Source organism: Streptomyces sp. NPDC060205 (assembly GCF_042728395.1).
Taxonomy (GTDB): Bacteria; Actinomycetota; Actinomycetes; order Streptomycetales; family Streptomycetaceae; genus Streptomyces.
Genome location: NZ_JBHWZP010000026.1, coordinates 24546 through 50675, shown reverse-complemented (window position 1 = coordinate 50675; position 26130 = coordinate 24546). Strand labels below are relative to the sequence as shown.

General features: G+C 73.4%; 26 protein-coding genes and 1 pseudogene. 14 read left to right on the top strand and 13 right to left on the bottom strand.

All coding sequences use genetic code 11. The features are described 5' to 3' along the window. From ACFWGJ_RS07240 to ACFWGJ_RS07230, 3 genes and pseudogenes are all read left to right on the top strand, one after another. Positions 1–108, top strand: a pseudogene (locus ACFWGJ_RS07240) (RdlA protein); the annotation flags it as partial. A gap of 263 nt (positions 109–371) precedes the next feature. Beyond that, complete coding sequence (locus ACFWGJ_RS07235; protein WP_384802322.1) at positions 372–629, top strand: chaplin; 258 nt, start codon at positions 372–374, stop codon at positions 627–629. A gap of 104 nt (positions 630–733) precedes the next feature. Beyond that, complete coding sequence (locus ACFWGJ_RS07230) at positions 734–1645, top strand: chaplin (RefSeq protein ID WP_387321573.1); 912 nt, start codon at positions 734–736, stop codon at positions 1643–1645. Positions 1646–1731: 86 nt separating this feature from the next. Here ACFWGJ_RS07230 and ACFWGJ_RS07225 read toward each other — a convergent pair whose 3' ends face one another. Further along, positions 1732–2991 carry an NAD(P)-binding domain-containing protein gene (locus ACFWGJ_RS07225; RefSeq protein ID WP_387321572.1) on the bottom strand — a complete coding sequence of 420 codons (1260 nt, stop codon included), beginning with the start codon at positions 2989–2991 and terminating at the stop codon, positions 1732–1734. Then, complete coding sequence (locus tag ACFWGJ_RS07220; protein WP_387321571.1) at positions 2991–4220, bottom strand: ATP-grasp domain-containing protein; 1230 nt, start codon at positions 4218–4220, stop codon at positions 2991–2993. Before ACFWGJ_RS07220 ends, ACFWGJ_RS07225 begins: the two co-directional genes overlap by 1 nt. 157 nt (positions 4221–4377) lie before the next feature. Between ACFWGJ_RS07220 and ACFWGJ_RS07215 the strand changes: the two genes are divergently transcribed. Then, entirely contained in the window at positions 4378–5688 is a 1311-nt protein-coding gene (locus ACFWGJ_RS07215) for a glycoside hydrolase family 26 protein (protein WP_387321570.1), read from the top strand. A gap of 28 nt (positions 5689–5716) precedes the next feature. Here the strand turns inward: ACFWGJ_RS07215 and ACFWGJ_RS07210 are convergent, their stop codons facing one another. The 9 genes from ACFWGJ_RS07210 to ACFWGJ_RS07170 all read right to left on the bottom strand — a co-directional run bounded on the left by ACFWGJ_RS07210 (position 5717) and on the right by ACFWGJ_RS07170 (position 16623). Further along, a complete protein-coding gene (locus tag ACFWGJ_RS07210) occupies positions 5717–6874 on the bottom strand; it encodes a GNAT family N-acetyltransferase (RefSeq protein ID WP_387321569.1) in 1158 nt (385 codons plus the stop codon). Then, entirely contained in the window at positions 6871–7527 is a 657-nt protein-coding gene (locus ACFWGJ_RS07205) for a lipopolysaccharide biosynthesis protein (RefSeq protein ID WP_387321568.1), read from the bottom strand. The genes ACFWGJ_RS07210 and ACFWGJ_RS07205 overlap by 4 nt, the downstream gene beginning before the upstream one ends. Then, positions 7524–8660, bottom strand: coding sequence for a glycosyltransferase (locus ACFWGJ_RS07200; RefSeq protein ID WP_387321567.1), 1137 nt, complete (start codon positions 8658–8660; stop codon positions 7524–7526). The genes ACFWGJ_RS07205 and ACFWGJ_RS07200 overlap by 4 nt, the downstream gene beginning before the upstream one ends. Continuing rightward, on the bottom strand, positions 8657–9376 hold the full coding sequence (locus ACFWGJ_RS07195; protein ID WP_381833273.1) for a polysaccharide deacetylase family protein: 720 nt from the start codon (positions 9374–9376) through the stop codon (positions 8657–8659). Before ACFWGJ_RS07195 ends, ACFWGJ_RS07200 begins: the two co-directional genes overlap by 4 nt. A 91-nt stretch (positions 9377–9467) precedes the next feature. Further along, on the bottom strand, positions 9468–11357 hold the full coding sequence (murJ, locus tag ACFWGJ_RS07190; protein ID WP_387321566.1) for a murein biosynthesis integral membrane protein MurJ: 1890 nt from the start codon (positions 11355–11357) through the stop codon (positions 9468–9470). Next, positions 11354–12706, bottom strand: a complete 1353-nt coding sequence (locus tag ACFWGJ_RS07185; protein ID WP_387321565.1) for an O-antigen ligase family protein — start codon at positions 12704–12706, stop codon at positions 11354–11356. Before ACFWGJ_RS07185 ends, murJ begins: the two co-directional genes overlap by 4 nt. A gap of 4 nt (positions 12707–12710) precedes the next feature. Further along, the gene (locus ACFWGJ_RS07180) at positions 12711–14222 is read right to left on the bottom strand and encodes an exopolysaccharide biosynthesis polyprenyl glycosylphosphotransferase (protein WP_387321564.1); all 1512 of its coding nucleotides are present in this window, start codon (positions 14220–14222) and stop codon (positions 12711–12713) included. Then, entirely contained in the window at positions 14219–15418 is a 1200-nt protein-coding gene (locus ACFWGJ_RS07175; RefSeq protein ID WP_387321563.1) for a glycosyltransferase, read from the bottom strand. Before ACFWGJ_RS07175 ends, ACFWGJ_RS07180 begins: the two co-directional genes overlap by 4 nt. An 83-nt stretch (positions 15419–15501) precedes the next feature. Continuing rightward, a complete protein-coding gene (locus ACFWGJ_RS07170) occupies positions 15502–16623 on the bottom strand; it encodes a DUF3344 domain-containing protein (protein WP_387321562.1) in 1122 nt (373 codons plus the stop codon). Between the two features lie 387 nt (positions 16624–17010). Here ACFWGJ_RS07170 and ACFWGJ_RS07165 point away from each other — a divergent pair, with 387 nt between their 5' ends. The 7 genes from ACFWGJ_RS07165 to ACFWGJ_RS07135 all read left to right on the top strand — a co-directional run bounded on the left by ACFWGJ_RS07165 (position 17011) and on the right by ACFWGJ_RS07135 (position 21685). After that, entirely contained in the window at positions 17011–17250 is a 240-nt protein-coding gene (locus tag ACFWGJ_RS07165; protein ID WP_107016158.1) for a chaplin, read from the top strand. A 241-nt stretch (positions 17251–17491) separates the two neighbouring features. After that, entirely contained in the window at positions 17492–18316 is an 825-nt protein-coding gene (locus ACFWGJ_RS07160; protein WP_387321561.1) for a hypothetical protein, read from the top strand. 286 nt (positions 18317–18602) lie between these two features. Then, the gene (locus ACFWGJ_RS07155) at positions 18603–18899 is read left to right on the top strand and encodes a hypothetical protein (protein ID WP_387321560.1); all 297 of its coding nucleotides are present in this window, start codon (positions 18603–18605) and stop codon (positions 18897–18899) included. A gap of 187 nt (positions 18900–19086) precedes the next feature. Next, positions 19087–19584: a DUF5949 family protein gene (locus ACFWGJ_RS07150; protein ID WP_387321559.1), complete on the top strand. Its 498-nt coding sequence runs from the start codon at positions 19087–19089 to the stop codon at positions 19582–19584. A gap of 199 nt (positions 19585–19783) precedes the next feature. Further along, entirely contained in the window at positions 19784–20290 is a 507-nt protein-coding gene (locus ACFWGJ_RS07145) for a hypothetical protein (RefSeq protein ID WP_387321558.1), read from the top strand. A 53-nt stretch (positions 20291–20343) separates the two neighbouring features. After that, positions 20344–20835, top strand: a complete 492-nt coding sequence (locus tag ACFWGJ_RS07140) for a tyrosinase family oxidase copper chaperone (RefSeq protein ID WP_381833907.1) — start codon at positions 20344–20346, stop codon at positions 20833–20835. Further along, positions 20819–21685, top strand: coding sequence for a tyrosinase family protein (locus tag ACFWGJ_RS07135; protein WP_387321557.1), 867 nt, complete (start codon positions 20819–20821; stop codon positions 21683–21685). The genes ACFWGJ_RS07140 and ACFWGJ_RS07135 overlap by 17 nt, the downstream gene beginning before the upstream one ends. Before the next feature lie 111 nt (positions 21686–21796). Here ACFWGJ_RS07135 and ACFWGJ_RS07130 read toward each other — a convergent pair whose 3' ends face one another. Further along, a complete protein-coding gene (locus tag ACFWGJ_RS07130) occupies positions 21797–22063 on the bottom strand; it encodes a chaplin (RefSeq protein ID WP_210882490.1) in 267 nt (88 codons plus the stop codon). Positions 22064–22276: 213 nt separating this feature from the next. Beyond that, a complete protein-coding gene (locus tag ACFWGJ_RS07125; protein ID WP_387321556.1) occupies positions 22277–23854 on the bottom strand; it encodes a serine/threonine-protein kinase in 1578 nt (525 codons plus the stop codon). A 102-nt stretch (positions 23855–23956) separates the two neighbouring features. Here ACFWGJ_RS07125 and ACFWGJ_RS07120 point away from each other — a divergent pair, with 102 nt between their 5' ends. The 3 genes from ACFWGJ_RS07120 (at position 23957) to ACFWGJ_RS07110 (ending at position 26128) form a co-directional block, all read left to right on the top strand. Continuing rightward, positions 23957–24352: a hypothetical protein gene (locus ACFWGJ_RS07120; protein ID WP_387321555.1), complete on the top strand. Its 396-nt coding sequence runs from the start codon at positions 23957–23959 to the stop codon at positions 24350–24352. Positions 24353–24530: 178 nt separating this feature from the next. Beyond that, complete coding sequence (locus tag ACFWGJ_RS07115) at positions 24531–25034, top strand: DUF4365 domain-containing protein (protein WP_366782119.1); 504 nt, start codon at positions 24531–24533, stop codon at positions 25032–25034. An 8-nt stretch (positions 25035–25042) separates the two neighbouring features. Continuing rightward, entirely contained in the window at positions 25043–26128 is a 1086-nt protein-coding gene (locus ACFWGJ_RS07110) for a hypothetical protein (protein ID WP_387321554.1), read from the top strand. The last annotated feature ends 2 nt before the right edge of the window (positions 26129–26130 follow it).

The following is a 26130-nucleotide window of genomic DNA, read 5'->3' as shown; positions in this document are numbered from 1 at the left end:
AACCAGCAGTGCGCCGAGAACTCGACCCAGGCGAAGGGCGACGAGCCGATCTCGCACGTCCTGGACAACATCCCGGTGCTGTCGGGCAACGGCGCCTCGGGCAGCTGATCCGCCGTCACGAGGACCGCTCGGGCCGCCCCGTCGCTCTGTGCGGCGGGGCCGCCCGGGTTCTTCGGAGATATGTTCCGCGTTTCTTTTCCGGCTTTATGAAGTGACGTTTCGCCACCGATTCCGCTCCGGGCGTTCGGGTGAAATACCGGAGAGTCGCACTTTCTGTAGTTTCTTCGTCCCCCGTTCCCTCGTTCTACAGCCCGCAGGTCATGGTGCGAGTCGTTCAGGCTGGGCTCGTCCGGTTTCGGCCGTCATTGGGCATGACCGCAGAGAAAGGGAAGTACGTGAAGCACAAGAAGAGTGCCGTCGTCATCGCCGGCGCGATCATGGCCATGGGCATGGGCGCCCCGGCCTTCGCCGACTCCGAGGCCGAGGGTGCGGCCGTCGGCTCGCCCGGCGTCCTCTCCGGCAACGTTCTCCAGGTGCCCGTGCACATTCCTGTCAACGTGTGCGGCAACTCGATCAACGTGATCGGCCTGCTGAACCCGGCGTTCGGCAACGAGTGCGTCAACGACTGACGTCGTAACGCACCAGCCGGACGGCTGAGTCACGCCGGCCTTGGACCGCTTTCCGGTGCCAAGGCCGGCTTTTCCCACTTCTACCAGCAGAGAAGACAACGAAGTTGCGACAGACCCTGAGCAAGGGAATGGTCGCGGCCGCCGCCGCGACGAGCATCTTGTCCCTGTACGCCTCCCAGGCGTCCGCGGACTCGGACGTGCACGCCGTCGCGGCGGACTCGCCCGGAGTGCTGTCCGGCAACAACGTGCAGGCGCCGGTGGGCGTACCCGTGAACGCGTGCGGCAACTCGGCGAACGCGGCCGCCGGTCTCAACCCGTCGTTCGGCAACTCCTGCGCCACTCCCACGGGCAAGCACCGCAAGCCGGACGGCCCCCGCCACGGAGCCCCGGCCGGATACGGCTCGGACCACGGCCACGGCTCCCACCAGGACCAGGGATACGGCTCGGACCACGGCGGCGGCTCCGGCCACCACGGCTCGGGCCCTCACGACAGCGGCCACCACGGCGGCGGTTCCGCCACGCACGGCGGTACGCACGACGCGCCCGGTGTCGGCAGCGGCAACGTCGACGAGGCCCCGGTGCACGCTCCGGCGAACGCGTGCGGCGACACCGCGGACGCGGGCGGTCTGCTGAACCCGGCGTTCGGCGACACGTGCGGGCACGACGGACCGGGGGGCTACGGCGACGACGACACCCCGCCGTCCGGGCCGCCTTCCGGGCCCCCGTCCGGCCCGCCGCACACCCCGCCTCCGCACACCACCCCGCCCACGACCACGCCTCCCGAGACGGGCCCGCCGGGGACGGTGCCGCCCACCACGGGACCCCCGTCGTCGCTCCCGCCCGCCACGGGTCCGGGAGCGCCGCATCCGTCCCCGCCCTCCTCGGGCCGGGGCCCCTGGCCGGAGCTGGCACAGACCGGCGCCGACGGCATGCTCGCGGCCTCCGCCGCCGGCACGGGCCTGCTGCTCGGCGGAGCGATCCTGTACCGGCGCAGCCGGGCCGCCGCCCGCCGGTGACGACGCGCCGGGTGCCGGACGCCACACGCCCGGCATCCGGCATCCGGCACCCGGCACCCGGCACAGGGCATCCGGCGTGCGCGCGGTCAGCGCCCCGCCGCCCCCAGCACCCCGCGCCGCTCCCGCGCGCCGGGCACGGGCAGCAGGACCGGTCCGGTACGGAGCCGGCGCCGCACGCCCCGTACCAGGGTCCTGGCCGTGAACGAGGCGCCGTGCACGAACCGCATGGCCGGGCCGAAGCCGGCCGCCGTGACCAGGCCCGCCATGAAGAGCCCCGGCCAGGTCGACTCGAACTCCCGGCCCACATAGGGGGATCCGTCGGGGCACGCGCCCAGGCCCTCGTGCACGTCCGCCGTCAGGATCCCCAGGCGTTCGCGGGTCGGTTTGAACCCCGTGGCGGCGATGACGTGGTCGGTGTCCAGCGACACCGGCCCACCGGTCGGGCCGAGCAGGTCCAGGCGTACGCCGCCCGCCGACCCGTGGGCCGCCGCGATCTCGTGGCCCAGCAGCAGTTCGACGGACGGCTCGACCCGGTCGCGGACCCACCAGGCACCCGCGGGGCCGAGAGCCGTGGTGGCGATCCGGGCGCGGGTGGGCTCGGGCAGACGACGGAACGCGCCGGGGCGCTCGGCGTAGAACCAGTTGCGCCAGCCGGGCCCCAGGCCGCTGTGCGGGGCGCGGGCCGACTGCCACCACGGGCGTTCCCAGGGCGGCGGCACGTCGTTCCAGGAGAGACCGGGGGCCCGGGCCACCACCCGGACGCGGGTGCCCTGTTCGGCGAGCAGGGCCGCCGTCTCCAGCGCGGCCTGGCCGCCACCGACCACGGTGACGTCCTCGCCGACGAAGCGGTCCAGATCGCTGTGGTGGCTGCTGTGCGAGACGTGCTCGGGCGTCAGGCCGCGCAGGGTCGCCGGGACTTCGGTGAAGGGGAGCACGCCGACCGCCAGCGCGACCGTCCGCGCCCGCACGCTCGTGCCGTCCTCGGTGACCGCCTCGAAACCGCCGAGGCAGGGGTGGATGCGCTCGATCGTGCGCTCGTCCACCTCCGGGACCGAGTGCCGCGCGAACCACAGCCCGTAGGAGGCGAACACCTCGACCGGGATGGGCGCCCCGTGCCGGGACTCCATCCCCTGCTCCGCGCAGTAGGCGGCCAGGCTCAGCCGGCCCCCGGGGTCCGAGAGGTTGGAGGCCCACGGTTCGGACTTGAGGAACATGCCGCGGGGCATGTGGTCGCGCCAGGAGGCCATGGGCCGGCCGAACACCCGAAGGCTCAGACCGGCCGCCGCGGCATGGGAGGCGATGGACAGGCCGTAGGGGCCGGCTCCCACCACCAGCAGGTCGTACATCAGTGACTGCTCGCTTTCTCGTCGTCGGACAGGGGGGTCGGCTGAGGAGGAGGGACCGTCGGTCGTACGTTTCGGCGGACCGCGCGTCTGCCCACATGGCGTGACCACAGCGCCCACAGGGCGGCGCCGGGCGCGAGGTCGTCCCGGGCGTGCCAGGCCAGTTCGGTCCCGCGGCGGAACGCGGCCGACAGCGGCGCGTAGTTCTCCACCACGAAGGTGCGGCCCGGCAGGGGAACCGGCGACGGCAGGGGACGGTGGGTCAGGTCCAGGTGCAGGGCCCGCACCACGTCGAGCCCCGCCCCGTCGGCGAACAGCCGGAACTGCGCGCCGGGCCGCGGATTGAAGTCGAGCAGGTGGTAGGCGCCACTCGTGCCGTCGCGGCGGAAGTCCAGGTCGAAGATGCCGCGGTAGCCGAGCTGTGCGACCAGCCGCTCGGCCGGCCCCCGCACGGCCGGGTTCGGCGTCCAGCGGCCCACCGCGGTCAGTCCCGCGCCGCGCGGCCAGGCCAGCTGTTTGCGGCCCGCGCCGCCCCCGCGCACCGCCCCGGCCCTGTCCACGTACCCGTGGAAGAACCAGTCCCGCTCGGGGCCCGGCGCCAGGAACGCCTGGAGGAGCAGCCTGCTGCCCGCCTCCCCGGCCCGCCGGTGCAGGGTCCGTGCCTCCTCGGCGGAGGTCAGCACCGTCGTGCTGCGCAGGTCGGAACCGGCGGGCAGCAGCCAGGGGCGGCTCCACTTCGCCACCACCGGCAGCCCCAGCCGCCGGGCCGCCGAGGCCGCCTGCGCGGGGCTGTCCGGGATCAGCGTCACCGGGTGCGGGATGCCCGCGGACGCGCACACGGCGGCCAGTTCCGCCTTGTCCGCGACCCGTTCGGCGAGACCCGCGGGAGCGAGGGGCAGCAGGAAACGGGGGGACAGCTCGGCCCGCAGCCGGTCCACGGCGACGGCGCTCGCGTCATCCATCGGGATCAGTACGGCGGGCCGGCCCACCCGCGCCGCCACTCGGCGCAACGTCGCGGCGATCTCGGACGGCGGGGCCCCGGGAGCGGGCGGCGGATGCATCCGGCACACGAAACGGGAACCGCGCACCGGACTCCCGGTGGAATCCGCGACAAGGTGGACGTCGATTCCGGCCCGGCCGAGCGAGCGTACGGCTCCCAGCGTGCCGTGGTGAAAGGGATTCCGGTCGGTGCGCAGCAGTACGGCGGGCACGCGGGTGTCGAAGGACGGCATGGTCTGTTTCCCTGGGATCGCTTCTGATTCTTCGCTTCTGATTTCTCACCCGTGCGAGTGAGTGGGTATTTCTTCGGCGCCCGGCCTCGGTTGGCGCAATTCACATTCATATGACTGAGTGTCAGTGGACGGTGGAAATGAAGCGCGAGGAGTGGACATGGCCCCACTGCAACGGACCCGAACCAGACGGCCGGCGTACGTCGCCGCCGTACTCACCGCCGGACTCTTCGCCTCGGCCGCCCTCGCGTCCGGGACGGGACACGCGGCGGCCGTGCGGGCGGGGGAGCCGCCGGCCCCGCCGCCGACCGCGCCCACCGGTGTCGTGGCGCCGGTCGCCGCACCGGCCGCCGCTCCGGCCGCCTCCGGACAGGCGACCCCGCCGCCCGCGCCGCCGAAGGCCCCCGAGAACCCGGCCTTCGGCGCCTACCTGGACTACGGGCCCCGCGGGGTGGCCCGGATCGCCGAGCTGAGCCGCTGGCTGGGCGGGGCCGACCTGCGCGTGGCGCACACGTATCTGCCCGGCGACCGCTGGAGCAACATCGAGGGCCTGCCCGGCTTCCTCGACGCCTGGGCCCACTGGCGGCGGGAGGAGGCCGACCGGCTCTTCGTCCTCAACGTGCCCATGCTGGAGCGCAACGAGGAGGGCGTCTCCGACCGCGAGGTCCGCGGTCTGCTGCGGCGCGGCGCGGCCGGGGAGTTCGACCAGCACTTCCGCAAGCTGGCCGAGCGGCTCGTCGAGCTGGAGGTGCCCGACACCGTCATCGTGCTCGGCTGGGAAATGAACGGCATCACGTACACCCATCGCTGCGGGCCGGACCCGGAGGCCTGGAAGAAGTACTGGGACAGGATCGTCACCGCCATGAGAGCGGTGCCGGGGCAGAAGTTCCGCTTCGACTTCACTCCGAACCGCGGCCGGGACGCCATTCCCTGGACCCAGTGCTATCCGGGCGACGAGACGGTCGACGTCATCGGCATGGATTCGTACGACCAGCCGCGCGGACAGTCATTCGACGAGGCCGTCTCGGAGCCCTACGGGCTTCAGGCGCACGTCGACTTCGCGAAAGCGCACGGAAAGCCGATCTCCTATCCTGAATGGGGGCTGTTCAGAAACGGCGACAACGCGACCTACATGAAGCGGATGCTCGCCTGGCTGGACGAGCACAAGCCGCTGTACAACACGCTCACCGACTACTGCCCGCACGGTGTGTGGCAGTGCGACGACAACCCCGAGGCCTCCGAGATCTACCGGTCCGTGCTCTTCGGCCGCACCGATCAGACCCCTAAGCCCACCGACCCGGCCCCGAAGCCCACGGATCCGGCGCCCAAGCCGACCGATCCGCCGAAGCCCACCGACCCGACGCCCGAGAAGCCGTCGAACTGTTCGCCGGTGGCCCTGGGCGACTGGGTGGAGTACTGGCTCGGCGGGAAGCTGTGCCTGCGCTTCGACTGGTGGTCGCGCAACCGCTGACCCGAAGGCGCGGGAGGCGGCGGGCCGGTCACGGCCTGCCGCCACCGCGTTCCCTCCAGTCGAGGAACCGGTCGAGCAGCTTCTTGCCCCGGCTGCGGGCGGCCACGTCACAGACGGCGGCGGACATCAGCGGCGACGTCCGCCGTCTGGCCAGCAGGAACCGCTGGTTGACGACGGGCTGCGGGCGCCAGTGGTGCTTGTAGGGCTCGTTGCCGCGCAGCAGGCTCAGCACCCGGCGCCCGCCCGCCGCACCGCCCGCTGCGGTGTGCTGGGCGCAGGCGTGCAGCAGCATCGTCGCCACGTCCGCCTTGCGCTCCCGCAGCTGGGGATGCGCGCCGTACAGATAGCCGCCCGCCAGCCGGTCCGACAGGAGCGTCAGGTCGACGGCCACCACCGTCCCGTCCACCAGGAACTCGGTCACCACCGCGTCCCCGGCGCGGACCATCGGCCCCACCGAACGGATCAGGTGTTCGGCGAAGCGATCCTGCAGATGTTCGGACGTCACCTTGCGGCCCTGCCACTGCAGCCGGTGCAGCTCCAGAAGTCTGCGCAGCGCCGTGTCGACCTCGTCGGGCCGCACGGTCCGCCGTTCGACGCCCAGCGTGGACAGTTTGCGCAGCTTGGCGCGGACCCGCTGCTGGGCCTTGGCCGTCGCCAGCCGCCCGATCAGGTCGTCCATCGGCACGGCGGGCAGCTCCAGGCACAGCGAGTCCGGCACCTGCCGCCGGGGCCCGCGCCAGCTCGCGTACACCCGCTCCACCGCGCCCCCGGGCCGTACCTCGCGGAAGTCGATCAGCGCGGTGCGCGCGGCCGCGGCCAGCCCGTCGGCCAGCGCGGCGGCGGCCCGGTCGGCGCGCTCGCCGTCCTCGATCAGCACGTCCCCGAAGTCGGAGATCGCCCCGCCCAGCGGCACGAGCGCCGGCCACGGCTGCCGTACGAGCATCAGCGGGGCGGCGGCCACCAGGTCGCCGCCGTCGCGGACGAGCACGAGCCGGAGCCGGCCCGGCGTGCCGTACGAGAGCCACCACGAGTGCAGCCACGCGTGGCTCTGGAACGGGGTGGCCGTGCCGCAGTGCCGGTACAGCCTCCCCCACTCCTCGGCCAGCCGCCCGAACTCCCGCTCGTCCGTGCACAGTTCCGTACGCCACTCGGTCCGCGGCCGGGTCCGCGGCGCGGCGGCTCTCACAGCTGTCCGTGGACGTCGGCGGCGGTGGCGGGGCCCGGCACCGAGGCCGTGGGCGCGGCTCCCGGGGCCCGGCGCGGGCGGACCAGCAGCGCGAGTCCGCCGAGCAGCCCGCCGGCGCTCGCGCCGACGAGACCGGTCATCGTCGCGGACGCCGAGGAGGCCTCCGTGGGCTTGATCGCCCGCGAGAACTGCAGCAGTTCCACATGCGTGCTGTTCTCGGTGTCGTTCGCGTGCCGGGTCAGCGAGCGCGACACGGCGTTGGCGATGTCCGCGGCGAGGTCGGGACGCTCGGAGGTGGCGGTCACGGCGACCATCGGCGCGTCAGGCGAGGTCGCCGTCCGCACGCTCTCCCGCAGGGTCGACACCGGTACGCCCGCCCACACCTGGGCGTCCCCGAGCACCGCGAGCTGGGTGGCGACCCGTCCGTAGGCCTGCGCGAAGCCGAGCGCCGCCGCCGGGTCCGACTGCTCGGTGGGGACGGCGATGACGTAACTCGTGGCGGTGTACTGCGGTGTCTTCAGGACGCCGTACGAGCCGCCGAGCACTGTGCCGACGAGGGCGCCCGCGGCGAGCAGGGACCACGGGGGCAGCGCCCTGGCCCGCGCGAGTGCCGTTCCCGGCCGCCCGGTGACTCGGATGGGGTTGTCGGTCATGTGGAACTCACTCCCAGAGTTGCGGCCGTGTAGATGTCCATGAGCCGGTCGGCACTGCGGGCGATGCCGTAGTGGTGGGCGGCCTCCGGCGCGGAGCGCGGCCCGGGGCCCTGCGCACGGGCCTGCCGCACGGCCCGTACGAAGGAGTCCGCGCCGCCCTGCACCCGCCGGGCGAACGGCGCCGCGTCCCGCGGGAGGTCGTCGACGGCCGGGCAGGAGACGTAGAGCACGGGCAGACCGGCCGCCAGGGCCTCCACGACGGCGAGCCCGAAGGCCTCCTCCGCGGACGGCGAGGCGAGGAGGTCCATGGCTCCGGTCAGCGACGGCAGATCGAGGGCGTCCTTGCCGTCGGCCGTCGCGGGCCCGTTGGGGCGCTCGCCGGTGAACAGCACCCGGTCGGCGACCTGCATGCGCTGCGCGGTCCGCCGCAGCACGTTCTCCTCCGGGCCCCCGCCGACCAGCAGCAGCCAGACATCGTCCGGGAGTTCGGCCAGCGCCCGGACGAGCACCTCGAACCGCTTGCCCGCCGTCAGCCGCCCGACGCCCCCGACGACGTACGCGCCCTGCGGCAGCCCCAGCCGCCGCCGGGTGCTCTCGCGGCGGGCCGCGTCGAAGCGGAAGCGGTCCACGTCGATGCCGTTCGGCACGACCTCGATGCGCATGCCCGGCACGCCCCAGCGGCGCAGCCGTTCGGCGACCGTGGGCGAGACCGCGACCGTCGAGCGGCCGAGGCGTTCGCTGGCCAGATAGAGCGCCCGCACGCCCGGGGTGAGCCGGCGGCCCTCCATCTGCGAGTCGCCGAGCGAGTGCTCGGTGGCCACGACGGCCTTCACCCCGGCGATGCGCGCCGCGGCCCTGCCGTACACGCAGGCCCGGTAGAGGTGGGTGTGCACGAGGTCGTAGCGGCCGCGGCGGATCAGCCGGGCCAGGCGCGGGAGCGCCGCGAGATCGCGGTTGCCCTGTATGCCGAGGTGGGTGACGCGCACGCCGTCCGCGACGAGGCCCTCGGCGACCGCGCCCGGGTTGGTGAGGGTCACCACGTCGCACTCGACGGGCAGATTCCGCACCAGCAGCCGCAGTTGCTGCTCGGCCCCGCCGACCCCGAGCCCGGTGATGACGTGCAGGGCCTTCACCGGGCCGCCTCCGTCACCGGGGCTGCCGTCAGGGCCACGGGGCGGCGGCGCAGCCGGTTGAGGCGGTACTTCAGTTGCAGCCGCCAGGAGGTGTCGTTCTCCCCGATGTGCACCCGGGGCAGGGCGAAGAGGCCGGTGAGCGGGCCGGGGTCGATCGCGCACGCGTAGCCGTAGCCGGCGGCCCGGACGGCGTCCGCGACCCGCTCATCGACCGTCCCGTACGGGTAGCACAGGCCCTGGACCTCACGGCCCGTCAGCTCGGACAGCAGGGCCCGGCTGCCGCCGACCTCGGCGCCGAGCAGCGCGTCGTCGGCCAGGGTGAGGTCGACATGGGTGAGGCCGTGCGAGGCGATCTCCAGGCCCTCGGTGTCCGCGAGCCGGCGGATGCCGTCAGCGGTCAGGAGGGGTTTGCGGGGGCCGAGCGGGTCCCATTCGTTCGTGCCGCCGAGCCGGCCCGGCAGGACGAACACGGTGGCGCCGAAACCCCAGCGCTGGAGCACGGGCAGGGCGTGGTCGGCGAAGTCCGCGTAGCCGTCGTCGAAGGTGAGGCCCACCAGGCCCCGGCCCTCGCCCCGGGCGCGGGCCGCGAGCAGGTCCGCCACGCCCACCCCGCGCAGGCCCCGGCGGTGCAGCCAGCCCAGCTGCCGGTCGAGGCGGTCGGGGGAGACCGTGATGCGGTACGGGTCGTCGGAGCAGTCGCCCACCGAGTGGTACATCGCCACCCACAGGGGTGCCGGGACCGGCCGGGCGGGTCTCTCGGTACGGGTGGCGTCGGTCGGGCCGATCGGATCGGCCGGATCGGTCGGGTCAGCGGAAACGGGCATGCGGCAGCCTTCGGGTGACGGAGCGGAGGGCGGTTCGGAAGGCGGGTGCGACGGCCTGGACGCCGAGCAACCGGAGCAGCAGTACGTAGACGACGGTGACGGTCAGACCACCGGTGAGCAGGGCGAGGGCGGGGCGGTCGAAGCGGCTCGCGCACAGGGCGCCCGCCACGGCCGCGCACCCGGCCGCGCGCAGCGGCTTGCTGAGCTCGTGGACGACCCGGCGGGTGTGGATCGGCACGCTGCGCCGCTCGTTCATGCCGGACAGCAGCAGCGCCGCGGTGAGCGTGATCCCGATCGCGTTGGCGGCGGCGATACCGGACACCCCCCAGGTGCCGACGGTCGCGGCGCCGATCCACGAGGTGGCGACGATGCCCGCGGTCATCGCGGCGAGGGGGTACCAGGTGGGGCGGCCCGCCGAGAAGTACGTCCGGACGAGCGCGCCCACGAGGGTGTGGCCGAGCAGCCCCAGCGAGTAGACCCGCATGACGGTCGCCGTCGCCGCCGTGTCCCGCGCGGTGAACGCGCCGCGCTGGAAGAGCAGTTCGATGATCTGCGGCGCGCACGCGAAGACGGCCGCCGCGCCCAGCAGGACTATGCACGCGGCGACCGAGACGTCGTGCTCGACGCGGTTGCGGGCCCGCTCGGTGTCACCCTCGGCGAGCGCCTGCGCCAGCACCGGGAAGGTGACCGTGCACAGCATCAGCGAGAGGGTCATCGGGATCTGCGCCACCTTCTGCGCGTAGTTCAGGTGCGAGATGGCCCCGGAGGGGAGGTTGGAGGCGAGGTAGCGCTCGATGAGGACCTGGGACTGCCGGCAGAGGGCGAAGAGCAGGACCGGGGTGACGAGGGCGAGATTCACCGAGTGCGTGACCGACTGCTTCGGCGGCTGCTCGGCGGGCTGTTCGGCGTTCGGCCCTTCGGCCTCCGACGCGGCTCCCGCCGGGGCCGCGGTCGCGGCCCCGGACCGGCGGCCGAACAACTGCCGTACGAGGGAAGGAGTCTGCGCCGCCACCATCAGGCAGCCGCCCAGCGCGACACCGATGGCCGCCGACCGCACACCCCAGTGGCCGCCGAGGACGAACATCGCCGTGATGATGCCCGTGTTGTAGGCGACGTAGATGGCGGCCGGGGCCAGGAAGCGGCGGTGGGCGCGCAGGGCCGCGCTGCAGTAGCCGGCGAGGCCGAAGCTCAGGACGCAGGTGGCCGTCAGCCGCGTGCAGTCGACCGCGAGCCCGGGGTCGGGCAGGCCCGGCGCGAGCCCCGCGACGAGGTAGGGCGCCCCGGCGATCAGCAGCGCGGAGACGCCCACGAGGACCAGCGCGATACGAGGAAGCGTGGAGGCGACGAGCGCGCGGACGGGGTCCCCGCCGCCGGTCCCGCGTGCGCGCAGTGCCACGGCCAGGCTGAACGCCGGGACCAGCACGAAGGCCATCCCGTCCTCGATCAGCAGCGTCGCCGCGACCTCCGGCACGGTCCACGCGACCAGGAAGGCGTCCGTCTCGGTCCCGGCCCCGAAGAGATGCGCGAGCGCCTGGTCCCGGCCCAGCCCGAGCAGCGCACCCGCGATGGACAGGGCGGCGGTGACGAGCGTGGCCTTGGCGAGGAAACCGCGGGTGGGCGGGGGGACTTCGGCGGGGCGATCCTTCTCGGCGCCGAAGCCTGTGCCGGCGCCGGAATCGGAGGCTTCGGCGGCGGTCGGGTGCGCGGTCTCGGCCGAGGCCGCGCGGGCGCCGGGCAGCAGGACCTCGTCCTCGGTCCCGACGGCCGTGCCGTGGTCCTGGGCGGAGGAGCCGCCGGCGGCCCCCGTCCGCCGTCGGCGGCCCCTTCGTGCCGTCGTTCCCTCGTCCTCCGCCCGGGAAGGCGTCACCGTCATCGGTCCCCGGCCCCCTCGTGGGCGTCCCCGGGGACGCGTTCGGCGGCGCTCTCGCCGGTCAGCGCCCACCACGCGGCGAAGCCGAGTACCAGCGCCGTCAGTACGGTCGAGGGGCCGCCGATGTCGGCGTACACGAAGTCGACCAGCTGCCAGAGCAGCAGTCCGCAGGCGACGAGCGCGCAGTCGGGGCCGCTCGCGGAACGCCGGGCGCGGAAGAGCTTGCGGAGTCCGAGAACCAGTAGCGCCAGCCAGCTCCCGGCCAGTGCGAGCAGCCCCAGCAGGCCCTGCTCGCTGAGGATCAGCAGATACATGTTGTGCGGTGACAGCAGCGGCTGGCGCCGGAAACCGGCGCCCGCCCCGTCCGTGTCACTGCCCGACGACAGCGCGAGCGAGGCGTGCCCGTCGCGATGGTCGGGGAAGCCCTTCATCCCCACCCCGGTCAGCGGCTGGTCGCGCCACATGTCGACGGCGGCCGTCCACATCGTGTACCGGTCGGTCACCGACTGGTCCGGCGCGTCCGCGACCTGCGTGATGCTGCTGATCCGCTCCTGGAGCATCGCGGAGCCCACCCCGAGCCCGCCCATCAGGACCACCGAGGCCGCCGCCACCGCCGCGAACACCTGTACGGCCCGCCGCAGTCCGGCGAGTACGAGCTGCGCCCCGCAGGTCACCGCCGTCGCGATCCACGCGCCCCGGCTGAACGACAGCGCGAGCGGCAGCAGCAGCGCCAGCGCGCACACCGCCGCCGCGGCCCGCTGCCGCGCGGGCCCGGACCCGAGCGCCAGGCCGAGCGCGCACACCAGCCCGAACGCCACCACGGCCGCCATGCCCATGATGTCCGTGGCCCCGAAGGTGCCCACGGCCCGGATCATCTCGCCCTGGTACGAGGCCCCGGTCCCGGTCACGAACTGGTGGACCCCGAGCGACCCCTGCCACAGCGCGAGCCCGACGAGCGACCAGGCGACCAGGCGTGCGTCACGGCGGTCGCGTACCAGCAGCATCACGGCCGCCGGCACCAGCACGAAGATCTGCAGATAGCGCACGAGCCCCTCGACGCCCACTCCGGCCGAGGCCGCGCCCGTCGTCGCGACCGCGACCCCGACGACGGGCAGCCCGAGCACGACGGCGGCGGTACGGGACAGGGGGCGCCGCCGGCCGCGTACGAGACGCAGTGCGCAGCAGACCACGACCAGCCCGGACACGGCGTCGGCCAGGGTGCCGCCGCCGTCCCCCGAGACCGGCAGCGCGAGCGTCACGACCAGCGCGACGACGGGCAGCACGGGAAGGAAACGCCGGGGTGCCGCGGTCACGACGGAGACCAGGGGCGGGGCGGGCAGGACCTGGGTCACCGGTTCAGCTCCCCGTCGGGCGCACGAGCGAGACCGCGGTGCGCGCCAGGATGCAGACGTCCTGCCACAGCGACCAGTCGTCGATGTAGGCGTTGTCGAACCGGCAGCGGTCCTCGATCGAGGTGTCGCCGCGCAGTCCGTTGATCTGCGCGAGCCCGGTGATGCCGGTGCGCATCCGGTGGCGGGCCGCGTAACCGGGGTACGTCTGGCTGAACTGGCCCACGAAGAACGGCCGTTCGGGGCGCGGTCCGACCAGGCTCATGTCGCCCCAGAAGACGTTCCACAGCTGGAGCAGTTCGTCGAGGGACGTGCGCCGCAGGAAGCGGCAGAACCAGACCATCTCGTGCTCGTTCGCCACGCTCCAGCGGGTCGCCGCCTCGTGCGCGTCGACGGGCCGGTGCGTCCGGAACTTCAGCAGGGTGAACGGCCGCCCGTCCTTGCCGATGCGTTCCTGCCGGAACACCACGCCGGGCCCGTCGAGGACCCGCAGCACGACCGCGCACACCAGCAGCACCGGGCTGACCAGCAGGAGCAGGGCTCCGGAGACCAGCACGTCGAGCAGCCGCTTCCCGGCGTTCCCGTACCGGCGGCCCAGGGGCAGCCGGCGGCAGGCGAACCCGGCGAGCCGGTCGGTACGCCCGTTCGCCGACGCGTCCGCACGCACCTCCCACACGGCACAGCCCGACTCGCCCAGCACCCGCAGCAGCGAGGCCTGTTCGGCCCAGCCGGAGGGGGCCACGGCGAGCACGTCCTGCACGCCGTTCTGGATGAGGGCCCGCTGGACCTCCTCACCGGTGGTCAGCACCGGCAGTCCCTCGCCGTCGCTCGCTTCGTCGGCGACGACCCCCACCGGCCGTACTCCGCAGTCAGGGTGCCGCAGGAAGGCGGCCGCCACGCGCTGCGCGTCGACCGTGCGGCCGACCACCAGGGCCGCGCGCGGACGCCGCTGGAGCGCCCGGCGCCGGTGCCCGTGTACGACGCCCCGGCCCGCGCAGCTCACAAGCGACTGCACCGCGCAGCCGAGGAGCAGGGCGCGGGCGTCCAGCGCGTGCTCCGGGGAGTACGCGGCGAGCAGGGCCGCGAGCGCGCACCAGCCCACCGCGATCCGGGCGCAGACGGCGGGCACTTCGTCCAGTAAAGCCGGTAGGGCGGGTGTGGACGCGGTGCGGTACAGGGCCGCGTGCGCGTTCAGCCGGAGCACCGCGAGCACCAGCAGGGCGAGCGGAAGCGGATGCGGCCACGGCAGGGCCAGGGCGCCGCCGGCCAGCGCCGCGCCGATGTCCACGGCGGGCAGGGGCAGCCGCGAGGGCCGCCGCACGTGCCGTACCCGGTGCACGGCGCGTACGCGGTGCACGAAGGGCCGTCTGCCGCGGGGGAACGCGAAGCCGCCGACGGCCTCGCGCGGTGGCATGACCGAGACGGGCGAGCCCGACGAGACGGGTGGGACGGCCGTGAATCCGTGGTCCGCCGCCCGCGGCCGGCCGCCGGGGGAGGGAACGGTGCTTTCCGCAGTCACGTGTGGATGGACTCCCTGTACTCGGTGTGGTCCACGCCCGTGTCCCGCCCGGTCGGCCAGCTGCCGATCAGATCGCGGTACACGTCGGCGACGGCCGCGGCCGTGCGCCGCACGTCGTGCGTGGTCGTTACGTACCGGCGTCCCTGGTGACCGAGCGACTCGCGCAGCAGCGGGTCGAGCAGCAGCCCGGCGACGGCCCCGGCCAGCGCGTCCGGCCGCTCGGACGGCACCAGGCAGCGTGGCCCCTGGCCCGGCGGCAGGCTCTCGCGCGCCCCGTCCACATCGGTGATCACGACGGGCCGCCCGCAGGCCATGGCCTCCAGCGGCGCCAGCGCCATGCCCTCCCAGCGGGACGGCAGGACGACCAGATCGGCGGCCTGGTACCAGGGCGTGGCGTCGGTGACGGCCCCGGCGAACAGCACGGACGGGGGAGCCGCGGCCCGCAGCGCCCGCGCGTCGGGCCCGTCGCCGACCAGCACGAGCCGCGCGGCCGGCACCCGTCGGGTCACCTCGCGCCACGACTCCAGCAGGACGTCCTGCCCCTTCTGCCGGCACAGTCGCCCGACGCACACCACGAGGGGCGCCGCCGCGTCGACGCCTGCCAGCAGCGGAATCCCGGCCCGTACGGTCTCCACGGGCGCGGGATGGAAGCCCCGCGTGTCGATGCCGTTCGGGATGACGCTCCACCGGCCCCTGATCCCCGACCGCTGCCCGGTGCGCCGCTCGGCCTCGCTGACGCACACCATCCGCGAGGCCCAACGGGCCCCCAGACGTTCCCAGTTGAGGGCGAAGAGGCCGGTGGCCCCGCCGACCGCCTCGAACGACCAGGCGTGCGGCTGGAACACGGTCGGCACCCGTCCGCGTACGGCGAGCCGGGTCGCGAGCCCGGCCTTGGCGCTGTGCGCGTGCACGACGTCGGGCCGCACCTCCCGGACGAGCCGGCGCAGACTCCGTACCTCCTGGGCGAGCCACGGTCCCGGCGAACGGGTCGCCTGCCAGTGCCGTACGCCCGCGCCCAGGAGCTCGGTCGCCGTCGCGAGGCCGCCGTCCGGCGGGCAGGCGACGGTGACGTCGGCGCCGGTGGCCAGCTGCGCCCGCACCAGGTCGGTGACCACGCGTGCCACCCCGCCGTCCACGGGCTGGGAGACGTGCAGAACCCGTGGCCTCGGCCCCGGGCCGGTCGGTGACAGTCGCATGGGGGGTCTTCCTCGTTCATGGGCGGCGCTCGCGGGGAGCGCGGGGGGAACCGGGTCGGGGCCGGGAGAAGAGGGGAAGGGCATCAGCGCTTCGCGTCGACGGCGACGAACAGCGCGCCGGCCCAGGCCGCGTCCCGCCGCGACGTCGGCCGGAAGTCCAGCCGGTCCCCGCCCCGCCGCAGGCCCTCGCGGAGATCGAGGACGTCGGAGTCGTACCCGAGCGTGTTCGGATACGAAGGTGTCCGCGGGGAAGCCGTCCCGTCGGACTCCGTGATCGTCGAATTCAGTACGTCGTCCCGGGGATTGGCGCTGTTGCCGAGGGGGACGGGCCTGCCCCGGCCGTCCGACACGGTGAGCGAGTCACCTCGTCGCCCGCGGTCGCCGTTGTAGGCGACGAGCCCCACGCGGCCGGCGGCCCCCGCGGGGAACGGCAGGTCGTCCACCCGGACCACCGGGCCGTTCTGCGGCCCCAGCGGGCCGAAGCCGTCCCAGATCGCCAGATGCCGCAGCGGCTCCGACGCCTTCTCGTACGCCACCATCAGCGTCCAGCCGCCCCACGCGCCGGCCGCCGAGTGCCCCATCGCCACATTGACCTGCGCCACCGTGTACGCGCCCGCGCCGCTCGACCGCACCAGCCGTGTGACGTCCGCCGACGCCTGGAAGGCGTCCGCGCCACGGGCGACCCGGTGCCCGACGAGGGTGTCCGCGAGCACTTCCTTGTACTGGCCGCCGGCCTCGGCGATCAGCACCCGTCCGTTGTCCTTGGGCGGCTTCTGCTCACCGACCCGCAGATTGCCGCCCCAGTACAGCCGCGCGTACGAGACGCGGGCGCCCGACGGCAGACGGACCTCGGCGCTGCTGGAGTTGTAGGTGTTCGGGTCCTTGTCGATGTCCGTGTAGAACATGTCGAAGCCGTCGTTCGCGACCGCCAGACCTGCGCGGGCGGCCGAGCAGGTCACCGCCGTCGGCGCGACGGGTGTGCGGCAGGTGATCGACGCGTTGGCGGCCCGGACGATCCCGCCGTGCCCGAGCGCGCGGTACCGCTGGGTGAAGGCCAGGCCCCGCGCCTCGGCGGCGGGCGGTGCGGCCGTGGCGCCCGGCGGGACGGGGGCGGCCGACGCCGGTGCGCCCGGCACCCACAGCGAGGCGAGGGAAAAAGCACCCAGCATCCCACGGCGCAGCAGAAGACCCAGGGAATTGCGCATGACCGGCGTTGCCCTTTCGGGGGGAATTTCGGCGGCGGAGGTTCCGGCCCTCGCGGGCGGACGGGACGGGGACATCGGCGGGCGGGACGTGGACGCCCCACGGGTGCCGGCCTGACTTCCCGTCTGTTTCAAGCTGTATGAGGTGATTCGAGGCGGTCTGTGATGATCTGAGGAGAACGCAACTGTAGCCGCTATCCGTATTTATCCGTGAAACCTGTCAAGTGTGTCGGAATCGTGTGCATGCCTCGGAATAACCCCCTGGCTCGCTTCTGGTAACGGCCCGGAGCGTCACTCTTTTGGAGGCACAACCCGCGCCGGTGCCGCGCGTTGATTCCAGAGCCGGGCATCCCGCCCGGTTGTTGTTTCAATCCCAAGGAGCACCTCTCCATGTCGCGTATCGCGAAGGGCCTGGTCTTTACCTCCGTTGCCGCCGCCGCCATGGCGGGCACCGCCGGCATCGCCGCCGCCGACAGTGACGCGCACGGCGCCGCCGCCAACTCCCCGGGTGTCCTGTCGGGCAACCTGGTGCAGGTCCCCGTCCACGTGCCGATCAACCTGTGCGGCAACACCGTGAACGTCATCGCTCTGCTGAACCCGGCGTTCGGCAACGAGTGCGCCAACGACTGACGTCGAAGCCCGGCCCCTGATCGGCCGCTCTCCCCCCGGGGAGGGCGGCCGATCCGCGTTACCCCCTAATGGGGGGAGGGGTGGCAAGTGCGTTCGGCGGGGCCGGGCATGGCGGCTCATCAGGGACAACGGCCGGCGCGGTGGGTGCGGGCCGCCGTGGCGCGGGTGTGATCGGTTGCAGGCGGAGGTCACCGATTCCACGGTGGGCACAGGACCCGACGCACCATCGAAAGGACCCTCCATGCGTGCTCTGCCCACGCGGCGTATCGCGACCTCCGCACTCTGCGCCACGTTCCTGCTGGGGATCGCCGGACCCGTCGCCGTGGCCGCCGACCACGACGCGGCGCACGACACCCGCGCCGCCACGGCCCCCGCCGCGGCGGTGTCCGCGAGTGCGCTGTCCGCGACAGCGGTCCGGGCGCCGGTGCCCGAGGCGGAGGCCCTGCTGGCACAGGCCGCCAGTCTGGGCGACGTCGCCGGAGTGCTGAAGCCGGTCACCGACCTGCTCACCACCGCGCTCAAGGCCGACGGCGGGAAACTGCCCGCCGCCGACGCCACGAAGCTCGGCGACGCGGTCAAGGAGGCCATCGCCAAGGCCACCGCGTCGGCCCCGGCCGCTCCGCAGACCCCGCCGGCGAAGACACCGGCCGTGCCGCAGACACCGACCGAACCGAAGACGCCGACGGTTCCGCAGACACCGGCCGAGCCGAAGACGCCGGAGGTGAACTCACCGGCCGATCCCGGGATCCCGGCCGCTCCGCCGGCGATCCTGCCGGCGCTTCCCGGTGCCCCCGCGCTGCCCGCGCCGGGCCCGGCCGACCGGGTGGCCGCGCCCGACCTCAGGGCCGACGCGCTCAAGGCCCTGCAGAGTTCGGTGGACTCCCTCGTCCAGGCGGCGGTGGCCGGTGACGCCACCGCGCTGGGGGCGGCCGCGAAGAAGACCGTGAGCGGCCTGGTCGACTTCGTCGCCGCGGTGGCGGTGGGCGGCGCCCTGCCCGCGCCGAACCTGCCGGGACTGCCCAAGCCGCCCACGAACGTGGCCGCACAGTCGGGGAGCGGTGGCTGAGGCGAAGCAGCCACCGCCCCGGCCGTCGGGCCGGCCCGTCACCCGGGCCGGTCCGACGGCTGTTTCACCCTCTGTTTTCACTATCTTTCAGGGTTCTCATATGAGGGATCCCATTTGGTGATGAAACACAGCCTTCAATCGGGTGGGTTCCAGGAATTTTCAGTGTTCGGGGTTTCCGCCCGGACGAGGGGTCGTTGGGCAGGAAGCAGTGCGAGAGCAGGCATGCACGGTGCCTGAACAGTGAGAATTCCCTCTGGTGACGCGAGTCGCCGATGAAAGGAACACGATGAAGTCCCTGAAGGCCGCCGCTGTCGTCGCCGGGTCCATGGCCATCGCTGGTGTGGCCGCGCCCGCCTTTGCCGCCGACCTCACGCCCCCTTCGAGCCTCAACGGCGGCCTCAACTCGGCCCTCACCCAGCTCACCACCGAGCCGGTGGACGCCATGCCCCTGCAGTCGCAGTCGAGGGCGCTCGACACGGAGAACCAGGACTCCGCGCTCAGCACCCTCAGCGACGCGACGGACGCCCTGAACTCGGCGGGCGGTCCCACGGGTCTCCTGGGCGGGCTGCCCCTCCAGAAGTGACGCGGGGCCGTACGGGGCCGTAAGTGACGCGGGGCCGGTTGCGCATCAGCGCGGACCGGCCCTTCGCGTCGCAGGCCCACCCCACTGCCTGACCCCGTCCCTCGTTCGTGTGGAGACCTTCCGGTAAATCCCCCGGGCGGGTGAGAAAGGGAGCGGACGCATTCCGACACGTCGATACGGTTCCGCGGTGACCTCAATCTCCAGTGAAACGCGCCCTTTCCCCGCCGCGGACCTCGGCACCCTCGTCGTCATGGCGTGGAGCGGTGAACAGCCCGACGGCGACATGCCCTATCTCCTCGCCTACTCCCTCGGTGACGGGGCGAACGGCCCCGAGGGCTCCGCCGCCGCCGTCGAGCAGCTGCTGAAGGCCAACGGACTGCCCCTCGGCGACGAGGTCGTCGACGCGACCCGGCAGCCGAGCTTCCCGGTCCGCCTCCTCGTCGAGTCGGGGCAGGCCGTCGTCAGCATGACCCAGCTCAACGCCCAGTGCCCCGTACCGCCGGAGTGGCTCGCCGCGGTCGGCGAACGCGGCTACGCCTACTTCCTGTTCACCACCCGCCCGTGGCCCGAGGCCGAGCCGGGCAAGCCCGTCGAGCCGGAGGCGCTGGCCGCCTTCGCCGGTGACGAGGAGACCCTGAACAGCGCGGCGCACGCCCTCGTCCCGGCCCGCAGCCTGCGCGCCTGACCCCCAGCACCGCGCCCGCCCGCGCGACCCCGGGCCGCCGGGGCCCTCGGGGCTCGGGAGACGCGCGCCGGCGCCGCGGTGGGACTTGTGGAAGAGCTGAAGATTGCATCGACCGGGGGAATTTTGACCGGATCCCGTGCGCCGGGTCGTTACCCGTTTCGGACGCACCCTCCCGAATCCCGAAAGGCCCGTGCCTGAGATGAAGTCGACCACCCGAGGAACTCTTGCCGCCGTCGTCACCTGTGTGGCGGCCGCCGTCGCGACGCCCGCCGTCGCGGCCGACGGGGTTCCGGTCGCCGTGCCCCTGGAAGGTGTGGAGAACTCCCTGAACATGGAGATGCCCAGGATCGCCGGCACCGTGCCGCTGATCACCCCGGGCAGCCCCGACGGGCCGCGGTACGTCGAGGGCCGGCTGCTGCCGGAGCGGGCCCTGCCGCAGCTGCCGGTCACCAGCGACCTGCCCTCGCTCGACCTGCGTACGCCGCTGCCGCGCGTGCTCGGGGACACCTTCGACCACCTCGCCGCCAGCACGCCCACCTCCGGTCTGCGCGCCCTGACGCCCGGCGCCTCGCTGGACGCCCCGCTGACCGCGCCGCGCGCGGACATGCTCGGCCTGCCGGCCGCGAAGCTGCCCCAGGTGGCCGTGCTGACCCCGGTCCTGCAGGCGGCCCCGGGCGCGACGCTGGGCCTCGCTCCGGGCCTGTAGGAGACGACAGCGCGGACATGACGCGATCAAGGGGGCGGGGAGTGCGGACGAGAGTGGGAAACGGCACGCGGCGTGACGTCCTGAAAGGGGTGCTCGCCGCGGCCGTGGCGGCAGCCGTGGCGCCGTTCGTCGCGGCGTCGGGACCGATGCGCGAAGAGCCGTACGACGCGGGTGGTCCTTCCGGTGGGCCGTCCCGCGAACTGGCCGACTTCGAGGCGCGGTTCGCCGCCGGGTTCGACGAGATGTACGGCGGGTGCCGGATCCGCGGCTGCAGGGCCGAGGCGGCCGGCGGTGTACGTCCGGCCGGGCACGTACGTACGTCTCCCGCCGGGGCCTGGCGGGTCACGGTGGACGACCGCCCGCTGCACCTCATGCGGCGGGCCGACGGCGGTTATCTGACGATGGTCGACCACTACCAGGCGTACCCGACGCCGCTGGCCGCCGCCCGCGCCGCCGTGGACGAACTGGGCGGCACACTGCGGCTGCGCGCGGCCACCGCGGACGCGGAGCCGGGGGAGGGGCACGGACATGGCGTACACGCGTAAGAACGTGAACGCGCTGACCGGTTCGGAGAAGCGCAGGCTCGTCGGCGCGTTCCTGGAGATCAAACGCACCGGTGAGTACGACGAATTCGTCCGCATGCACATCGACCACTATGTGTCGGACGGTGAGGACGGGCTGCGCGCGGCCCATATGGCACCGTCCTTCCTGCCCTGGCACCGGCGGTTCCTGCTGGACCTGGAGCGGGCGCTGCGCAGGGTCGACTCCGGGGTGTCCGTGCCGTACTGGGACTGGACGAAGGACCGCACCCCCGCCGCCTCGCTGTGGGGGGAGGACCTCCTCGGCGGCAACGGACGCCGCTCCGACCACCAGGTGACGACCGGCCCGTTCGCGCGCCGGCACAAGAAGTGGGTCGTCAAGGAGTCGATGACCGACGGCGACTACCTCACGCGCGACTTCGGCAGGCCCCGCGATCCGCTGTCCCTGCCCACCGCGGGCGAACTCGCCGCGGCTCTCGACGATCCCGTGTACGACACGAGCCCCTGGGACTCCACCTCCGGCCGCGGTTTCCGCAACAAGCTGGAGGGGTGGGGGACCGGGCGGGGCAACGACGCCTGGCGCAACCACAACCGCGTGCACCGCTGGGTCGGCGGGCACATGCTGGGCGGCGGCTCCGTCAACGACCCTGTCTTCTGGCTCCACCACTCCTTCGTGGACCTGCTGTGGACACGCTGGCAGAAGCGGCACCAGGGTGCCCGCTATCTGCCCGAGTCGCCGCCGCAACTCGGGGAGCGGGCGTACGGGCGGATCGTCGCCCGGCACGAGGAGATGCCGCCGTGGGGCGTGACACCGGACCAGCTGGAGGCCCACAGCCGGATCTACCGGTACGTGTGAGGCGCCCGCGCGGGCGGTGCGGCGCCAGGATGCGTGGGGTGCTGCGTGGGACACGAGGAAGCCCCCGGCGGTGGGTACCGCCGGGGGCCTTCGCTTCTGTGGTGCGGCGACTCAGTGGCCGTAACCCTCGTGGGTGTCGCTGATGTTGGCGCACTGGTTGCCGAACGCCGGGTTCAGCAGGGCGATGACGTTCACGGTGTTGCCGCAGAGGTTGACCGGGATGTGGACCGGAACCTGGACGACGTTGCCCGACGCCACGCCGGGCGAGCCGACGGCCGTGCCCGCGGCGTCCGCGTCCGCCATGGCAAGACCGGCACCACTGAGCACAACGGCACCCGTGCCGAGAGCGACAACGGCTGCCTTCGCGATGCGAGACATCACGTTTCTCCTTCGAATCGGTGAGCGCGGACGCATGAACGCGACCGCACTGCCCCTTCAACGCCAGGACTCACAGCGGGTAACGGCACCCAACGTGACATCATTCACCAAGGTGTGTCATACCGGGTCATAGATCATATGAGCTGCCTGGTTTGGTGGGGTCCACGCGCGCGTGCTGTTCACGGACGGGTGCGGTCCATGGGCGGGTGCGGTTCACGGGCGGGTGCAGAAGCCCGTCGGGTCGGCGGCCGGGGGGCGGCACTGGAGCTTGTAGTCGTCCGCGCTCCTGCTCGCGTACCGGCCGACGCACTCGGTCGGCGTGGTCCTGCCGCGTTCCGCGCAGAAGGACAGGGCGTCACGGCCGTCGGTGAAGGGGCCCGGCGCGTAGACGACCCAGTAGCCCGGGCGGAGGGACGCGTAGTCGTCGCTGCGGAGGTAGACGGCCTCGGGGACGGACTCGCGGACGGCGGCGAGCCGCCGGTCCCGGGCGGCGGTGCCGGAGCCGACCGGCTCGGAGAAGAGCTGGGCGATCCACCGGCCCCCGGAGGCCGGTGAGGAGTCGGGGGCGGACGGCTCGGGAGTGGGCGTCGGCGTCGACGACCGCTTCGAGGACGGCGAGCGCGAGGGGTCCGACGAGGACGACGTGGGGGCGGGGGTGCCGCCCTTGGCGCCGTCCTCCTTGCCGTCGCCGTCGCCCCGGTCGCCCAGGGTGAGCACCAGCGCGGTCGCGGCCGTCGCGAGGGCGACCACGACGACGGCGACGGTGGCGACGAGTGCCGCACGCCCTCCGCGCCCGGACGGGCGGTCGTCCCCGACACGCGTCGGCTCCTCACCCGGCACGGCGGCCGGTGCGCCTGGTGTGCCGGCGGCTGCGGCGTGCGGGGGGCCGCCGGGGTCCGCGGACGGGACGCCCAGGGCGTGGGCCGGGGGCGTCGCGGGGCCGGGCGGCAGCGGGGCGGTCGTCGTCGGCAGGGCCCAGTCCGGCGCCGTACCCGACTCGACCTGCGCCAGCATCGCGTCCAGCCGTGCCGCGTCGGGGCGCGCCGCCGGATCCCGTACGAGCAGGGTCTGGAGCACGGGTGCCAGCGGGCCGGAGTTCACCGGCGGGGGCAGGGCCTCGTCGAGCACGGCGGCCAGGGTGGCCAGGGTCGTCCCGCGGCGCAGCGGACTGACGCCCTCGACGCACACGTACAGGACGAGCCCCAGGGACCAGAGGTCGGACGCCGGGTCGTCGTCGTTGCCGCGGATCCGCTCGGGGGCGATGTACTCGGGTGAGCCGATGAGTTCGCCGGTCGCCGTCAGGGCGGTGGAGCCCTGGAGCGCCGCGATGCCGAAGTCGGTGAGGACCGCGGAGCCGTCGGTGCGCAGCAGGATGTTGGCGGGCTTGACGTCCCGGTGCTGGACGCCGGCCGCGTCGGCGGCGCGCAGGGCGCCGAGCACCTGGCGGCCCAGCCGGGCGGCCTCCGTGGGCGACAACGGGCCGTCGGCGAGCCGCTCCTGGAGGGAGACGCCCTCGACCAGTTCCATCACGAGCCAGGGGTGCGGGTCGTCGTTCACGATGTGATGGATCATCACCACGTTCGGGTGGCTGACCCGGGCCAGCGCCCGCGCCTCCCGCAGCACCCGCGCGCGGACGGCCTCGGAGGCCGCCGCGTCGTGCCGTACGGCCTTGAGGGCGACCTCCCGGTGCAGCACGGTGTCCCGCGCCCGCCACACCGTGCCCATCCCACCGCTGCCGAGCCGCGCGACCAGCTCGAACCGACCGTCGATCATGTCCCCCGGTGCGTTCATGGCGGACAGATTAGTGGGGCGGTGAGCGGGGCCGACGGGGCGGGCGGGGAGACCGGGGGGACCGGGTGGGGATCCCGGCACCCTGGGGGCGCGTTCCGCTCAATGTCACCCTCCTCTTCGGCGAGCAGCTCGTCGACGGCGTCCGCGAGTGCACCGCAGTCGGGCACCGGGGAGTCCGGGACCACGGGGTCCGGTACGACGGGGTCCGGCGCCGCGGCGGGCAAGCCGTCGGGCACGCCCGCCCAGTCCGGCACGAAGTGCACGGATCAGCTCGACTACGCGGGCGACTCCCGCTCGAACGCCGAGATCAACTCGATCGGCGAGGACACGGGCACCTGCCCGGTCGAGAAGTCCGGCGGGCAGGCGTCGGGTACGCCGAAGGACGCCGATACGAAGTGCACGGATCAGCTCGACTACGCGGACGACTCCCGTTCGAACGCCGAGATCAACTCGATCGGCGAGGACACGGGTACCTGCCCGCCGGTCGAGCAGAAGTGACGCGCTGACCGTCCTCCTTGGAAGAAGGGGCGCCGGGGGCTGGTGCTTCCGGCACGGTGGCGGTGCGTGCCGTCGCGGGCCCTGCCGGAAGGTCCAATACGGGGCCCTGACAGTCGTTGGCGCGGCCCGTAAAATTTTGACCACTGTGTGCCACGGCCGCGGGACATTGGGGGCTTTCGTGCTCGATGCGAAGCAGCATCAGGGCAAGTTCGGCGAAGACTACGTCCGTGTGCTGGCCTCCGCGGCGGGGCTGATCGTCGTGCAGGGCGATATCGACGCGGACGGGGTCGATCTCGGGTTCCGTGCCACCGGCCGCTACGGACGGACGCTGTCACCCACTGTCGAGGCTCAGATCAAGACATGGTCGAAGCCGTCCGTGTCGTCCGGCCACCTCAACTTCCGCGGGCTCAACGAACGGCAGTTCAACAAGCTCGCCGGCCCCGACTTCACCGTGCCGCGGTTCCTGTTCGTCATCTGCGTCCCCGCCGACAACCAGGCGTACGCGGCCATGAGCACCGACGGTGTGATGCTCCGCCACCTCGGCTACTTCGTCTCGCTTCGCGCCGAGGAGCCGATCAAGGACCCCGACCGTGACCGAAGGCGTCCGGTCAGAGTGCCGACAGCGAACGTGCTCACCGCCGCCTCACTGCGCCGGCTCACCGAGACGCAGTCCGACTGGTAGGGGAAGCGATGACGATTCCGCTGAAGGTCGACGACATCGCCAGCTATCTGGCGGACACGGGCTGGGAGCGGGATCCACAGGGCTGGCGCGGAGCGAGTGTGTGGCAGTACCCGGGCGACTACGAGGTGCTGGTGCCCGCTCGCGACGGGATGGGCGACAGCGACCGCCGATTACGGGAGATCCTGCGCTGTCTGTGCGCGCTGGAGGACCGGCCGGCGGGCGACATCGCCCTGGAGATCGCCAGACCGCAGCTGGACAAGCAGTCCTTCCGCACGTTTCCCACCGGCCACGACCCCGGCTACACCTCGCTGCTCATGGGCGCGCAGACGGTGCTGGGTGTCCGCAACGCCCTGGCGGCGGCGACGCGCACCGTCGTGCAGGGTCCGCACTTCGCCTTCGCCGGCCGGCAACCGGGCGTGGTGGGCGACCTGTTGCGCGCAGCCGAACTCGGCCCCTCCCGCGCCGGGAGCTACGTCGTCGAGATCCGGGTGGCCGCGGACGCGACGGCCCGGACCCCGAGCGGGGAGCAGGTCACCGGCCGGGCCGTGCTGGTCCAGATGCTCGAAGCGGTGAGCGCGGCCCAGGCAGCCGTGGCGGCGGATACGCCCGCGGCCTTCGACGAGACCGTCACGGCCGGCGTCTCCGCGGATCTGTGCAAGGCGCTCAGTGAGCTCTCCGGGTTCGACCGGAAGGAACCCTTCGAGATCGGCTTCCGGTGGGCGCGCTCGCAGCCACTCGATGTGCCGTCACACGTCGTCGCGTTCCCGGAGACCTCGGGATCGCTTCTGCACGCCGCGTCCCAGCGGCTCCGCGACCTCAAAGCCACCGGTGCCGCGACGATCTCCGGTGTCGTCGAGGGGCTGCACGACGACTCCTCCGGCAACGACCGCTGGCGTATCAAGGTCCGCGGTGAGCTGCGCACCGAGCACACCGAACTGGTCCGGCGGGCCGTCTGGGTGCGGCTCCCGGACCAGATCTCGTACGACCGTGCGATCACCGCGCATCGGGAACGGCGGGTGATCACCGTCATGGGCGAGTTGTCCAGCACGACCGGCCGGGTGGAACTGGTGCCCGGGCGGGGGTTCGACATCTGACC